This window comes from Kitasatospora viridis, assembly GCF_007829815.1.
GTDB lineage: Bacteria > Actinomycetota > Actinomycetes > Streptomycetales > Streptomycetaceae > Kitasatospora > Kitasatospora viridis.
Genome location: NZ_VIWT01000001.1, coordinates 1,104,118 through 1,120,116, shown reverse-complemented (window position 1 = coordinate 1,120,116; position 15,999 = coordinate 1,104,118). Strand labels below are relative to the sequence as shown.

3 protein-coding genes are annotated in these 15,999 nt (G+C 73.7%); all 3 read left to right on the top strand.

Features of this window, described 5'->3' with window-relative positions; all coding sequences use genetic code 11:
• The first annotated feature begins 26 nt into the window (after positions 1-26).
• The 3 genes from FHX73_RS05040 (at position 27) to FHX73_RS05030 (ending at position 15,941) form a co-directional block, all read left to right on the top strand.
• Positions 27-14,921 (top strand): WXG100-like domain-containing protein, encoded by a 14,895-nt coding sequence (locus tag FHX73_RS05040; protein ID WP_145903584.1) that lies wholly within the window; start codon positions 27-29, stop codon positions 14,919-14,921.
• Between the two features lie 97 nt (positions 14,922-15,018).
• Positions 15,019-15,426: a YbjN domain-containing protein gene (locus FHX73_RS05035; protein WP_170304850.1), complete on the top strand. Its 408-nt coding sequence runs from the start codon at positions 15,019-15,021 to the stop codon at positions 15,424-15,426.
• A 92-nt stretch (positions 15,427-15,518) separates the two neighbouring features.
• The gene (locus tag FHX73_RS05030; RefSeq protein WP_145903580.1) at positions 15,519-15,941 is read left to right on the top strand and encodes a hypothetical protein; all 423 of its coding nucleotides are present in this window, start codon (positions 15,519-15,521) and stop codon (positions 15,939-15,941) included.
• Positions 15,942-15,999: the final 58 nt, after the last annotated feature.

Below are 15,999 nucleotides of genomic sequence, written 5' to 3'. Positions count from 1 at the left end.
ACGATACGTCAGGAGCACTGCCGCACATGTCGATCATGATCCCGGACGGGCTGGCCAAGCTCTTCTCCGGCCTCACCGGCATGGCGTGGCCGCAGGCCGACGAGGACAAGCTGCGCCAGGCCGGCGACGACTACCTGACGATCGCCAACGACATGCCGCAACTGCGTCAGTACATCTCCGACATGGTCTCGGTCTGCACCGAGCAGTTCGAGGGCCAGGCCGCCGACGCCTTCGTCGACCTGATGCGCAAGCTGATCGGCCAGTCCGGCGGCGACGACTACCTGGGCCAGGCGGGCGACCAGGCCAAGGACCTGGCCAAGTGCGCGCACGACACCGCCAACCAGGTGGAGTACGCGAAGTGGATGACGCTCGCCCAGCTGGTGCAGCTGGCCTTCGAGATCGCCTGGGCGATCGCCTGGGCGCCGTTCACCGGCGGGGCCTCGCTGGGCGAGATCGTGGCCGCCCGGCTGATCGCCGAGGGGATCCTCCAGAAGATCTTCGCCTGGCTGCTGGACCAGATCGCCATGCACGTCTTCATGGGCGTGGTCGGCGGCGTGGCGCTGGACGCGATCATCCAGATGCTGCAGATCGCCGAGGGCCACAAGAGCTGGAGCGACTGGGACACCAAGTCCACGCTTCAGGCGGTGGAGTTCGGCGCGCTCAGCGGGCTGATCGGCGGGCCGCTGGACCTGCTCGGGCACGGCTTCGGCAAGCTCTTCTCCAACACCATCGGCAAGGGGCTGGGCAAGAGCGGTGGGAAGGCGCTCGGCGACGAACTGGGCAACCTGAGCAACAACCTGGCCAAGGGCCTGGGCAAGGATCTGGGTAAGGACCTGGGCAAGGACGGGTTGGGGGCCGGCGCCAAGGACCTGTTCAAGGACGGCTTCAAGGACGGGCTGGGGGGCGGGGCGAAGAACGACCTCAAGGACCTGGCCGGCAAGGACCTCGGGAACAACGCCGGGCGGGACCTCGGGCACCAGGCGGGGAACGACCTCGGGCACGGGGTCGGCAACGACGTCGGGCACGAGGTCGGCAAGGACGTCGGCAAGGACGTCGGCAACGATGTCGGGCACGAGGTGGGGAACGGGGTCGGGAACGGCCTCGGCAAGGACCTCGGGCGCGGGGCCGAGCAGGTGGTCGGCGGCTTCGCCGAGCACACCGGGGGCCAGTGGCTGGGCAAGGACGCCGCGAAGGCGTTCGGCCAGGACATCGGGAACACCCTCGGCAAGCACGCCGCCGGCTTCGGCGAGAAGTTCGCCGCCGACCTGGGCGCGGACTTCGAGAAGCACCTCGGCGGCCTGATCGGCGACGACGCCGCCCGGGACCTCGGCCAGGACTTCGCCAAGGCGCTCGCCCAGGGCGCCGGGCGCGGCGGCGAGGACGCCTTCCTCACCGGCCTCACCGACACGCTCGGCAAGGACGGCCTGCTGCACGGCGACGCGGTGAACAGCCTGGTGCGCGACGTGCCCGGGCTGATGAAGAAGATCGGCGGCGACACCGCCGTCTTCAAGCTCGGCGCGGCCGTCGGCGGCTACCTGAAGAGCGGGGTGCACAACAGCCTGACCGAGGGGTTCTACAACCTCACCTTCGGCGACGACCACACCTTCTCGATGACCTGGCAGACCTTCGTCTCCGGGGTCGGCATGGGCGCGCTCGGGCACCTGGGCCACCACCTGACCGAGCCGATCAAGGAGAAGTGGACCGACTTCGTCGGGGAGTGGCTGCACGACCCCGAGGCGACCGGCAAGTACTACCCGCCGACCCACCCGCTGACCATCCTGTCGATCCTCTCCAACCTGGCGGGCCACCATGCGCCGATCCCGGTGGTGCGGCCGCAGGCGCCGCGGACCCGGCCGGAGAAGGACGGGCCCACGGTCAGGACGGTCGGCGGCGAGGGCGGGAGCAGCAGCCACGAGGAACTGCCGAAGCCGCCCGCGCGGATCAAGGTGGAGGGCGGCGCGGGAGCGACCGGCGAGGAGGCGCCGGAGCGGGTGCCGACCCAGTCGTCGGGACAGCAGTCGTCGGGGCATCAAGGCGCGAGCCAGGAGGGGGCGAACCGCCAGGAGGTGGGCTCCCCGCAGCGGCACGCCACGGTCGGCGGCGGGGGCCACCGGGAGGACCCGGTGCCGACGTACGAGCGGCACGACTCCTCGCCGCCGCCCGCCTACCAGCCGCCGCCGGAGTACCCGGCTCACCAAACCCACCAAACCCACCAGGCCCACCAGGAGCACCAGCCGCCTGCACGCCTGTTCGTCGCCGACCCGGCGCTCTCCCCGCAGGCCCGCGAGCGGTTCGAGCAGACCGTCGCCCGGTTCCCGCAGGACGAGCGGCACTTCACCGTCGCCATGCACGTCGGCGAGCACGGCCCGGTGCCGCCGCACCAGGTGGTCGAGCAGCTCAACGCGGCCTTGGTGGATGGCCGTTGGGACGGCATCAAGCCGATCAAGTTCGTCGCCTGCGACCTGTCGAACAGCCTCGACGGGCACTACGTGTCCACCGTGCTCGACGGGTTGGCCAAGTCCGGCACCCACACCACGGCGCTGGCACCGGACGGCCCGGTCTGGTTCGACCCGCGCTCGGGGCAGCTGCTGGTGGCCGACCAGGTCGGCTACGACCACTTCGGCCTGCCCGTGGTGGTCGGCGGCGGGCACTGGCACGAGTACCGCCCCGGCGAGTCGGAGCCGACCGATCTCGGCACCGAACTCCCGGACGAGTACCGGGAGGTGACGCCGGAGGAGCTGCACGCCGAGTCGCCGGACGCGGTCGCCTTCGGGCACCGGAACAGCCTGGCGCGCCCGTTGGAGCCGCACCGCTACCCGGGCGAGGAGTCGGACTCCGAGTCCGAGTCCGAGCCGGAGCAGCCGCCACCGCCGAAGGAGCCGGAGGAGGTGGAGCTGGCCCGGCCGCTGCACGAGGCCGACTACCCGGACCTGGAGACCGAGCCGGCGCAGCCGCTTCCCGAGCGTGCGGTCCCGCCGCCGATCCCGGTGGTGACGGAGCGGAACCCGGCCGTGCTCACCGAGGTGACCGAGCACCCGCTCCAGGACACCCCCGTCATCACCGAGCAGCACGACACCGAGCACCCCGAGCAGCCGGTCCAGCCGCAGCCCGTCGTGCAGCCGCGGCCCGTCGTCCAGGCGGAGGTCCCGCCGCCGCTGCCGCCGCGCGAGCCGGTCGCGCCCCAGCGGGAGGGCGCGCCCGCGCTCGCCGCGTACCACGTGATCACCGAGCTGCACGTGGTCGACCGGCAGGCCCGGCAGGAGCTCACCGACCACTTCACCGGGGTGCTGGGCGGCGACCGCAGCGCCGCATCCTCGCTGGTGGGCAACCTGTTCGGCACCGGCAGCCTGCGCCCGCGGCTGACCGCGCTCAGCCGGGGCGAGGACTGGGAGGTGCCGTTCAGTGCCGGCGACTGGTCCGGCAGCGTGCGGATCCGGGCCGAGGTGCTGGGGCAGTTCTTCCGGGAGCGCCGGGAGACCTTCGAGTTCGAGCTCGGCTCCGAGCAGCAGTCCACCACCGGCACCACCGCCGACCGGCAGTGGCAGGTCAGCGTGGTGGCGGCGAGCAAGTTCAAGTTCGGCAGCAACGGCGACCTCACCGAGTCGCTCGGCTACCAGCACGGCTCGCAGCACGGCGGGAGCAGCGCCGACGCCAGCCGCACCATCGCGCGCGGCAAGACCGTCGAACCGGCCGCGCTGTTCCGCACCGACTTCGCGCTGCGGGCGGAGTTCACCTCGCTCTCCCACCGCGGCGTTCCGCAGGAGCGCCCGGCCGAGGCCGGTCCGGTGCAGTTCTCCGGGACGGTCGCGGTGCCGGTCCGGGAGACGCTGCCGCAGCCCCGGCCGACCGAGTACCGCAGCTTCCCGCGCCAGGTGCTGGAGCAGCGCCGGCTCGGCGGCAGCCACCTGGTCAGCGACGTGTGGACGGTGGGGCCGCACGACGCCGGGGGCCCGCGCGGCGCGGCGAAGCTGCTCGGCGAGTTCGACGGGGCCGGGCGGCAGGTGGCCGGCCGGCTCTGGGGCGACCTCAAGGAGAAGGTGCTCTCCGAGGTCAGCCTGCTGACCCTGCACCAGGACCTGAAGGGCCTGATGGCCGGTCAGTCCGCCGGCTTCGAGGTGCACGGGATCGACGGCTCGATGGCCCGGCTGGAGTTCACCCGGGCCACCCTGAAGACCCTCGAACAGTCCGGCACCGCCGGCACCACCGAGTTCAACATCGGTACCGGCAGCGCGAGTTCGCAGGTCGAGCAGCACGCGGACAGCGACGGCTTCCAGCTGCCGTTCGTCGGCACCGGCAACTACACCGGCAAGAGCCCCGGCATCGTCGGCGGTGGCGCCGGTGCCCAGCTCGGCCGGGACAAGGTCACCGTGACGGGCACCGGCGAGGAGGTGTCGCTCACCAGCAAGACCAAGTCGCCCGCCGTGGTCTTCGACGGCGAGGCCGAGCTGACCGTCACCATCAGCCACACCGGCCCGTTGGGCGGCAAGACCGAGCAGACCGTGTACGGCGGCCTCGGGTTCCGCGCCCTGGTGGACCGCGCGGAGACCGAACCCGTGCCGGCGGCGCAGGGCAAGCCGGTCTTCCACGGTACCGACGTGCCCCGGCCGCCCCGGGCGCAGCAGCCCGGCGCCGAGTACCCCGCGCCGCCGAACGAGGTCTGGTCGGACCACCGCGACCACCGCGGCCTGCCCGACACCACCACGGTCCGCGACCTGGTCGACGTCTCCGAGCTGCACAACCGGCTCGACGCCTGGGGCCGGGACCGGATGGGCGAGCAGGCCTGGTCCGAGGTGCGGGAGGAGGTGCTCGCCAGCTACTCGCACGCCGCCGTTTCCGCGCACCTGACCGCGATGACCCGCCAGGTGCCGCTGCACACGCCGGAGGTGACCCGGGGTCCGCTGAAGGACCTGCACATCTCGGCCACCGCCTCGGTGACCCGGATGCGGCACCTGCGCTCGCAGGAGGGCTCCGACCTCAACCCGGTCCGGGAGAGCACCACCTTCGAGTCCCGCCGCAAGCTCGCCTCCGACTCCAAGTCCGGCCAGCTGCAGGGCGGCGGCACCGCGCTGCTGCACACCGAGCCCGCGCTCGCCGAGGGTGCCAAGGCGGTCAAGGACACCCTGGACATCACGCCGACGGTCAGCGTCGACCACCGGGTCCGGGACGGCCAGCGCAGCGGCGAGTCGACCAAGAGCTACCAGAACGGCAAGTACCGCAGCGCCCAGGAGCTCTACGACACCACCGTGAAGGTGGACCTGGAGATCGTCCACAAGGGCGAGCGGTTCCCGCTCAGCGTGGACCTGGGTGCCGAACTCGGCATCGAGCGGCGGCTCACCACGCTCCACCGGCCCGCAGAGCACCAAGCCGAGGAGCACCAAGCCGAGGAGAACCAACCAGCGGACCACCCCGGCGAGTTCACCGGCCCGGTGGCCGGCGGCACCCCGCGCCCCGTGCCGCCCCCCGCCCACCGGCTGGACCCGCCGCCGCGCACCGAGCACGGCCGGCTGGCCAGTTCGGACGTGCTGCTCAACCTGGGCAGCACGGACAGCCACGTGCTCACCCGGGTCAAGGAGCGCCTGTCCGGGCCGCTCGGCGACCTGCCCCCGGCCCTGCAGGCCAAGCTGGCCCGGGAGTTGTCGCCGGACGCGCTCAAGGCCCAGCTGGTCCGGCTCTCCCAGGGCAAGTCGATCCGGATCCCGGTCGACCACGGCGGCTGGCGCGGTGAGGTGGTGCTGAACGCCCGGGTCACCAACCTGCGGCACACCGAGGACGTCCGGGAGTTCGAGTTCGAACTGGGCGGCCAGCAGCGCAGCTCCACCGGCTTCTCCTGGGACAAGCGGCTGCGGACCAAGTTCAAGCTCGGCTTCAAGGCCAGCACCTCGCACTTCACCGGCACCGCCGACTACACCCGCACCCGGGACGCGGTGAGCGGCCTGACCGTCGACCACACCGGCGGCACCAACAGCCGGGGCAAGAGCGTCGAGCCGGCCGCCGTCTTCGACGCCACCGCGGACTTCCGGATCAGCTTCGAACCCGGCCGCGGCAGCCGGCGGTTGGGCGGCGACGTGGTCCTGGTGCCGGCCCGGGTCGCGATGCCGCACCGGGACGTCGCGCCGACCATCACCCGGCGGCGCCGGGTCCCGGACCGGACGGCCGAGAGCCACCTGCTCGGCTCCTCCGACATCGTCACCGAGATCCGCGCGCCGCGCCCGCCGGCCGGGGGCGGCCCCGAATCCCGGCAGCTGGTGCAGCAGATCGCGGGGGAGGCCAAGCGGCAGCTCGGCCGGGACTGGTCCGGCATGTCCCGCAAGATCGAGCAGGCGCTGGACCTCGACCGGCTGCGCCCGCAGCTCAAGTCGCTGATGGCCGGGCACGAGATCGTGCTGCAGCACGGCCGCAGCACGGTGCGGATCCGGGCCGAGCTCGCCGAGCTGGACCAGGTCGGCGAGGCGCCCAAGGTGGAGTTCAACATCGGCACCACCCAGCAGACCGCGCTGACCGGCACCGACGGGGCCACCAACACCGGTGGCGGCAAGGGGAATTCGGTCAGCGTCAACCTCCAGGGCACCAGCGACCCGCTGGGCGCCGGGCCGGCCCTGGTCGGCGGGCTGGGCGGCAGCCACGGCTGGGGCACCGACCACGTGGACCAGTACGGCGAGTCGGCGAGCACCGCCACCGCCGTCAAGACCAAGCTGGCCGCCACAGCCTCGCACGGCACCGCCCGGCTGGTCTTCACCATGGAGCGCCGGCCCGTGGTCCGACTCGTCGACCGGGACCGGATCGCCAAGCCGGACAGCCTGGGCTCGGCGCTGGTGCACTACGCCGGCTACCGGCGCAGCCGGACCACGGCCGACCTGCACGTCGAGGTGCTCTCCGAGGCCGACCGCAACCCGCTGGTGGACCTCGGCGGCGCGCACTCGCTCAGCCAGCGCAGCGCCGAACTGCGCAGCCACGAGCCGCCGGTGGAGCCGCCGGTCGAGCAGCTCCAGCTGCGCCGCCCGCCGGAGGAGGTGTTCCGGACCGGCCTGCGGCAGCAGGACGTGCTGCGCTGGCTCGGCGACTCCTCGGGCGTGCAGGACCTGCTGCGCTCGGTCGGCCCGTCGTTCTTCGGCAACCGCACCTGGAAGCGGCTGCAGGACCTGGCCGCCACCGCGCACGGCCACGCCCAGCTGTCCGCCGACTTCGCGGAGACCAGCAACGGCTGGAGCCATGACACCCCGTCAGCCGGCAAGCGCCTGCTGCGGGACGACGCCGGGGTGAGCGCCAGCCTCAACCTGGTCTCGCTGGAGTACCAGGGGGACAGCCGCAGCGCCGAGTTGAGCCCCGGCAACGAGACCTCCGGCGGCGGCCGGCACCTGCGGCTGGACTGGAGCCTGTGGAGCGGCCAGGCGCAGCTCGGCGCCAAGGCCGAGGTCTCCGAGACGGTCGGGAACACCACCACCGCCACCGTCGGCGTCTCCCGCACCGGCCGGGTCGGCCCCGGCTCGGGCAGCGGCGGCCGGGTCCCCGCGAACGCCAAGATCCCCGAGCCGATGGCCCGTTACACCGGCTACGCCAAGGTCGAGCTGACCTTCTGGGACGGCGACCGCCGGCGCACCGAGTCCGGCCTGGTCCCGGTCGAGCTGGAACTGCCGATCCACCGCACCACCCCCGAGACCCTGGTCAGCACCTACCGGCGCAGCTACGAGCTGCACCCCGAGACCCAGCAACTGCACGCCCTGAACCACCCCGTGCACGACACCCGCCGCACCGGGGAGGTGACCGCCGCCCTCGCGGGCAGCCACCGCAACGACACCGTCGACCTGACCGACCCGGCCGCATCGCCGGCCCAGCGCGCCCGCTTCCAGCAGGCGATCGCCCAGTTCCCGCATGATCCCGCCGTGTTCACCCTCGGCTACCACACCACCCGCCCCGACGGCGCCCCGATGTGGAACGGACGGCCGCTCTCGCCACGGGAGTTGGCGATCTCGCTGGCCGACCTGCACGACCGCGGCCTCTGGCCCCAGGGCCGTCCGCTGCGGTTCGTCGCCTGCGGCTCCGGCCATCCGACCGAGCAGGGCCGCTCCTACGCCGCCCAGGTGCTGCGCGAACTGCGCAGCCGCCGCCCCGAGCTCGGCGCACTGGAGGCCTACGCGCCGGACGGCCCGGTCTGGCTCGTCCAGGGGCACCTGGTGGTCAGCCGGCACGTCGGGTACGACGAGTACGGCTTCCCCCGGGTCACTCCCGGCGGCCACTGGCAGCACCTCACCCTGCCCGAGGGCGAGACCGAGCCGCACGCCGAGCAACTGCCCGCCGACCACGGCGACCCCGACCCGCTGCCGCAGGCCACCGTCGAGCAGCCGATCACCGGGCCGGCCCCGGGAGCCGTGGTCTTCGGCGACCCGACGCCACCGGACCGCACCAGCACCCGCCCCCTGCTGCAACCCGCCGACTGGGCGGAGATACGCGACCTGGCGCCACCGGCGACGATGCACAGCGAGCGCTTCGACCCGCTCAAGGCCGGGCAGGCCGGCCGGGGCCCGATCGCCGGACCGGCGCTGGCCGACCGCTACCGCGACAAGCGGCCCGACCTGGGCGGCCTCACCGGCTACACCACCGCGATCCGCTACGACCTGCGCCACTTCGAGGCGCAACCGGGCCACTGGGTCAAGGAGTTCACCCTCCGCCTGCGCCTCGACGCGGGCACCGGCCCGGACGCGCTGACCCCGGACCGGCTGGACCGGCTCTGGCAGCGCACCCGGGACGTGGTCGACCGCGAGTTCAACGGGCGCTTCACGCTGCCCGACGGCTCCCAGGCCCACCTGCGCCTGGAGCGGGTGGACAGCGCCGCCGAGGCGCACCAGTCGGTCTCCGCGAAGCCGGGCGAAGGCGACGCCAACCAGCGGCTCTGGTTCGAGGAGAGCAGCGACGGCGTGCTGCTGCACGAGGTGCTGCACCACCTCGGCCTGCCGGACGAGTACGCCGACGAGCACACCGTGTTCCGCTCGGGCGGCCGGACGGACGAGTACGCCGACGACCACGGCGTGATGGGCGACGCCGCCAGGCTGCCGCACTTCGAGGTGCTGCCCCGGCACCTGGCGAAGATCGACGAGGTCTCCCGCAGCGGGCCGCTGGTCCGGGAACTGACGCATGATCAGTTTTCCGGTTCGGTGCACGGTGACGGCCCCGCGCCGCACCACCCGACCGAGCCGGTCGCCGGCGCCGAGCCGCACGAGCCGGCCGCCGCGCCGCCGGCGAAGACCGTCATGGTGCAGCCCGCCTACGCCTCCGGCGACCAGTTCGGCATCGCCGCGATGCTGATGAAGGACTCGGACCGGCCGATCGTCATCAAGTGGGAGGACGGCGAGGAGCAGAAGGCCCGCAACATCGCCGACTTCTACATAGCCTCCGGCATCGCCCCGGACCGCATCCACGTCGTCCGGGACACGGAGGACGAGCTGAACCAGGTCTACGAGCGGATCATGCCGGGGCACACCACCCTCAGCAAGCGCGCCCAGAAGAACGCGCTGCTGCCCGTCGGCGCCGCCACCACCTACATCGGCAAGGAGTTCGACTCCGGCCTGCGCAAGACCGTCCGGCAGAACTGGGGCCTGGACAAGCCCGCCGAGGAGCAGGCCCGCAAGGACGCCGTCATCACCGGCTGGCTGCGCCAGAAGGGGGTGCAACTGCCCAGCGGGGCAGCGGAGAAGCCGCGGGTCGCGGTGCTCTGGTCGCGGTTCAGCGGCAAGGGCGGCGAGGTCCACATCGAGCACGACACCAGCTACCACGGCATGGCCCAGATCATCGCCGGGCTGAAGGACTTCGACGCCGTGGTGATCGTCGGCGACCGGGCCCCGAAGAACCCGGGCGCGCCCGCGCCGCAGCAGCTGCGGAAGTTCGAGACGATCAGCAGGTCGTACAGCGACCTCGGGCTCGCCCCCGACTTCAACCCCGCAGTGGCCGACCTCACCGAGTTCTGGAAGGACGCGGGAGCCCCCGAGTGGGGCGGCGACACCCGCACCGGACAGTTCCAGCTCTTCGACTACCTGGACCGCCACTCCACCGCCCGCCACCTCGGCTTCCGCAGCGGAAACCTGGAGGCGATGGCGCTGATGGGCTTCGAGGTCCGGTACATGGAGGAGCCGGACAGCGTGATCGGCGGCGCCCGGATGGAGGCCTGGCACGAGAAGGACGCCGGGCACACCGCGACCGGCGGCGAGACCACCGGCTACGAGCGCCTGCGGGTGAGCGCGCCGCCGACCCGCTCCGGCGACTACCAGAAGTCGCTGCCGCTCGACCAGCAGAAGGGCGACCAGAAGCACGCCGACTGGCACCAGCAGCCGGACCACCGGGCCGAGAAGCTGGACGACCAGGGCACCTCCCGGCCCAAGGGCTTCAGCGAGGAGGACCTGGCCAACATCGACGGCTACCTGCGGCACGGCGACAGCGCGCACGGCCTCCCGCAGGACCTGCGCGACCGGATGCGGGAGATCTCCGCCGACTACCAGGCCGCCAAGCCGCCCAAGGGTGACGTGTCCGAGCCCGTGCTGCGGGACCTGCGGCACCGGTTCGCCGACCTGCACGCCCAGTACGGCCGCAAGGACGCGCTGCGCGCCCGCAACCTGTTCGCCGCCAACCTGGACCACCTGCTGCCCTCCGAACTGGCCTCGCCGAGCGACTGGTTGGCCGAGCGCTCGGCGGCCCCCGCGACCACCCACACCGCCGCCCACGGCAGCTACCAGGTGCGCCGCTTCGCCACCCGGGCGGGCCGGGAGATCACCGAGTTCACCCTCCGGGTCGACCTGTCGGACCGGACCGGCCGCAGCCTGGCACCGGGCGAGGCCACCCGGTCCTTCCAGCACGCGGCCGACCTGCTGGACCGGCACCTCAACGGCCGGTTCACCCTGCCCGACGGCTCCCAGGCCCACCTGAAGCTGGAGCACGCCGCCGACGGCCAGCAGGTCACCGCGCAGCGGGACGGCCGGCCGGACTCGCCCGGCGCCGAGTGGTCGCCGCAGGACGAGCCCGGGGAGCTGCTGGCGGACCTGCTCAAGCGGGTCGGCCTGCCCGAGGACCTGGCCGACACCCTGCTCACCTTCGGCGGGCACGAGCAGGCCGCCCTGGACCGGGTCTCCGAGGCGCTCGGCCGGGCCTCGCGCGGCGAGCCGGCGGAGGAGTTCGCCAAGGCCGGGGAACTCCCCGCCCAGGCGCCCCCGGCCCGGCCCAGCACCTCGGACTCCGCTTCCAGCTCCACCCCGGAGTCCGCCTCCACCTCGGACGACATCTTCGAGGCGCTGACCAAGCCGGCCGCCGCGACCACCGGCCACAAGCGCCCGGCCGAGGAGCCGCCCGTCCAGGAGCCCCCGGCCAAGCGCCACTACGGCCCGGCCCAGGTGCAGCGCTCCCGCAACCTGATCGAGCCGAGCCCGCAGGAGCACCAGCGGGTCCGGCAGCTGGCGGCCGCCCGCCCGCCGCACTCCGCTCCCGACGCCGAGCTGCTCTCCGCCATCACCCGCGGCCACCGCGGCCCCAACTGCGGCGAGACCGTGGAGGCCTACCGGGACACCTGGTACGGCGCCGGCCGCGCCGCCGCCCTGCTGCCCGGGGCCGAGCCGGAGAGCGGCTTCGCCTGGACCCTGCTGAAGCTGCACAACGAGCCGCTGCACTACGGCGCCGACACCGAGGGCTTCGACGCGGTGCTCGACCTGGTGCGCCGGGGCGGCCCCGGCAGCTTCGCCACCGTGCTGGCCGGCGACCACGGCCGGATCGGCCACGACTGGGCCCTGGTGCACACCGAGGACGGCCGGCTGCTCTGGGTCGACGTGCACGGCGGCACCACGCACCCCGCCGAGCCCGGCCGCCCGCCCGGGCAGCTGCCGCCCGGCACCAAGGTCTGGGCCTCGGTGACGGACCGTCAGCAGTACCGGCTGACCGGCCCGGGCCAGCACGACCCGCACCTGCTGCTGCCGGACCCGGAGCACCCCGAGGCGAGGTTCGGCGCGCAGGCCACCGGGCCCGCGCACCTGGCCGACTGGCAGCAGGCCCTGCACGCGGCCGACCCCGGCCCCGTGCTCAACCGGATCGCCGCCCGCAGGCCGGGCGCCACCCAGGCCGAGCTGCTCACCGAGCTGACCCAGCGCCGGGACGTGCTCGCCCACCTGGGCGAGCAGGACCGGGTCACCGTGGTCGTCGGGCAGGCCGACTGGCACGCCTCGGCCCGCCGGCTCCAGCACCTCGCCGACCTGACCGGGCCGGGCCAGCAGTTCCGCCTGGTCTGCGACGACGAGACGGCCGCCGGCCTGGACCTGATGCTGCCCGCCGAGTTCAAGGGCCGGATGGTCCACCTGAGCCCGGCTCAGCTGGCCGCCGCCCCGCTCCCGCCCGGCCCGCGGCACACCGTGCTGGTCACCGGGCGCCTCACCGACGGCGACCTGGGCGCGGCGCTCGGGCGGCTCGGCAGCGACCACGCGCTCTCGCTGGACACGGGTGCGCTGGCCAGCCGGAACGAGGACGGCTCGCTGGCCCTGACGGTGCCGCCGACCCCGTTCCAGCCGATCGAGGCACCGGTGCCGCAGTTGACGGCGGATCAGGTGGAGACGCTGCTCCGGGAGTCCCTGCAGACCTCGGCCCCGGCCACCGTCGGCGCGATGGCGGGCCTGGTGCAGGCCGCCGCCGACGGCCGGACCAGGCTGCTGCCGGTGCTCGGCCTCACCCACGACCCGGGCACCGCCGCCGACGTGGACCAGCTGGTGGCCGGGCTGACGGCCAAGGTCACCCCCGACCCGCTGCGTCCCACCGTGATCCTGGTCAGCGCCCGCAGCGCCGACCCGGCCTGGCCCACCAGCCTGCGGCCCGAGCAGCTGCAGCCCGGCGCGGTGCTGGTGCTGCGCGTCGGCGAACTGCCGCACGAGCTGCAGGCGCAGGTCAGCCGGTTCAGCGACTTCCCGGTGGTGACCGGCTCGGACGAGGCCGCCCTGGCCGCCGCCCTGGCCAACCGGCCCGGGTTCACCGCGGCGGGCACCCTGGACGAACTGCGCCGCGGCAACCCGTACCCGGCCCTGACGGCGGACCTGCACGAGCGGGCCGCCGCCGAACTGGACCGGCTGACCGGCCGACAGGACCCGGTCCTGGCGGCCCTGCACGCGCTCGCCCACCCCACCTGGGACCGCAAGCTGGACACGCTCTTCCCGGGCGGGCGCCCCGACCGCGGCGCCGCCACGCCGCTGCTCACCCGGCCGGACCCGCTCGGCGCGCTGACCGTGCACCGCACCGCCGCGGGCCTGGTGATCAGCCGGCGCTCGCCGGCCGACCTCGACACCGACCACCTCTTCAAGCTCTGGCCCGATCCCAAGCGGCTCACGGTGGTGCTCGACGTCCCGCACGACCCGGTGACCGGCCTGCTCGACGAGGGCACCAGGAACCTGCTGGACGGTGTGCTCACCCAGCTGGACGGCGGCCTCGACGGTGCCGTCCGGCTGGCGCACCCAGGTGCCGGTGGTGCACCCGGTCCGCGAGCAGTACGGCCCGCTGCTGCCGGCCGCCGCGACCTCCGGCGCCGGCCCCCTGCCGCACCCGGGCATGGAGCCCAGCGCCGCGCACCACCGGCTGACCACCGCCCTCGACCCGAAGCGCAGCCCGCTGCCGCAGGAGCTCGCCGCCCGGCACAAGGTGGCGGTGGACACCAACCCGGTGAACCTGGTGGTGGACCAGCACGGCGTGGTCGTCAGCGACCCGGCCGGACCGGCGCCGCAGCGGCACTCGGCCTACGAGGTGCACGCCCTGCTCGACCAGGACGGCAGGCTGCGCTACGCCTTCCAGCCCAGGGACACGGCGGCCGCCGTCGGCATCACCAGGATGTCGGTCGCGGACTTCGTGCGGCTGAAGAACTCCGGCAAGCGGTCCGGCAGCGAGAAGTGGACCGACCCGCGCACCGGGACCCACTACTACAGCTCGGACGGCACCGCCTTCTTCGCCGACCGGGCGAAGACCGTGCCGGCCCCCGCCGCCATCACCGCCGACCGGCTGCTGGACCGCACCCGGCCCAACCGGGAGCCGGGCCCCGTCGCCCGCTACGACGTGCTGACCTACCGGGAGGGCGGCAACCGTCAGGTGGTGGGCGACGCGATGGAGCACGACCACACGCCGGCCGGCGAGTCGATCAAGCGCCGGCACGAGCGGGAGCTCGCCATGGTCGCCGGGTGGATGGACCACCAGGACCACGGCACCTGGCCGAACCCGGCCGACGCCGCCGCCTACGCCAACTGGCTGGCCACCCCGAACGGCCACGCCTGGGAGCAGTGGTCGACGACCACCCCCGAGGGACAGGCCTGGCGGGCGAACGCCGCGGCCAACGCCTCGGTCCACCGGTGGGAGGTGGAGGTGCCCGCGGTCGGCAGCAGCACGCTGTACGGCGGCACGCCGTTCTTCGCCGGCGACCGGCAGGACGAGGCCGCCTACAAGCGCGCCAACACCATCGAGATCGGCGCGGCCAACTCCAGCCCCAAGGTGCCGCACCCGGACGGCGACGACCACGGCCGGTTCAGCTCGACCTTCCGCGCCCTGCAGTCGAACCAGGACAAGGCACATGTTCCGGGCGGCGCGCCGGTCACCCTGCAGCGGGCCACGATGGACGCCGAGCTGCCCGGCCCGGCCTTCCTGCGCGACGTCCAGGCGATGCTGGAGGGCACCCGGGACCCCCTGGTCGCCCGGTCGCGGGCCGACCAGGTGGCCCAGTGGGGCGCCTACCGCTACCTGTTCCGCAAGAACGTCAAGGACCACGAGGTCAACCCGTGGGCGCCGGGCTGGGAGATGACGGGCAATCCGCTGCAGAAGAAGTCGGCGGGCGGCGGCGTCGAGTACCGCCCGGCCTTCGCGGGCGGCAACCGCGTCCCGCAGGGCCTGCTGATCGCCGAGATGCTCCGGCAGGAGTTCCACCACCGTAACCTTCACCTCGGCTGACCCCGATGCCCGATTCCTCCTGACCCCTCCTGCCCCCTCCCGGCCCCTCCCGACCCCTCTCGACCCCGGAGAACGAACCCCGTGATCATCGACATCCTGCGCGAGCTCTGCGCCGAACAGCAGTGGGCCTTCCTGGAGCACGAGTCCGGCACCGACCTGCTGGTCCGGTTCGAGGGCGAGAACGGCGCCTGGAGCTGCCTGCTGAGCGCCCGTGAGGAACAGCAGCAGGCGCTGGTCCGCTCGGTGCTGCCGAGCGTCGGCGAGGCGGCCCGGGGCGCGGTGATGATCGCGATCACCCGGATCAACGCCGAGCTGATCGCCGGCGGCTTCGACCTGGACCTGGACAGCGGCGCGCTCTCCTTCCGCACCTCGATCGACGTCGAGGGCGACCGGCTCACCCCGGCGCTCGCCCGCCAGCTGGTGCTGGTCAACCTGGCCACCACCGACGCCTACCTGCCGGTGCTCCAGGAGGCCGCGGCGGCCGAGTGAGCGGCTGGGTGAACGGCCGAGTGAACCGCTGGCTGCCGGGGGTCCGTTGAACCGGGGGAGAGCGCAGTCGGCAGGACAGGGGAGTGAGCGCAGTGACAGGTGAGTTCCGGCTCGCCGCCGTCTTCGACCGGGTGGACCCGGTGACCGGGCCGGCCTTCGCCCCCGGCCGGGCCCGGCTGCCCGAGGGCACGGAGCGCGACGCGCTGGCCGCCTACCTCAAGGGCGGCGCGGCGGTGCTGATCACACCGCTGCTCGTCGACGACGTGGTCGACCCGGCCCGCACCGGCGTGGTGCCGATGGGCTTCCGCACCGACGGCGAGTGGATCTGGACCGAGACCGTCGGCTACTACCTGGAGGAGCACGGCATCGCGCCGGAGCCGGGGCTGCTGGCGCACCTGCGGAGCAAGGAGGGCGCGGCGTCCGCGGTGCCCGGGGCCGAGCGGCTGGAGCAGGCGGTGGCGTTCGTGCTGGCGCCGACCGAGCGGCCGGTCTGGCGTGTGAACGCGAACGGCTGAACCCGTCCGGCACCCCGGCCCGTGACACCTGGTGGAGTGTCGTCGAGAGCAGGAGTGC

Excerpts from the sequence above, each read along its gene's own strand:
- FHX73_RS05040 (WP_145903584.1), top strand. The coding sequence starts at position 27 with ATGTCGATCATGATCCCGGACGGGCTGGCCAAGCTCTTCTCCGGCCTC.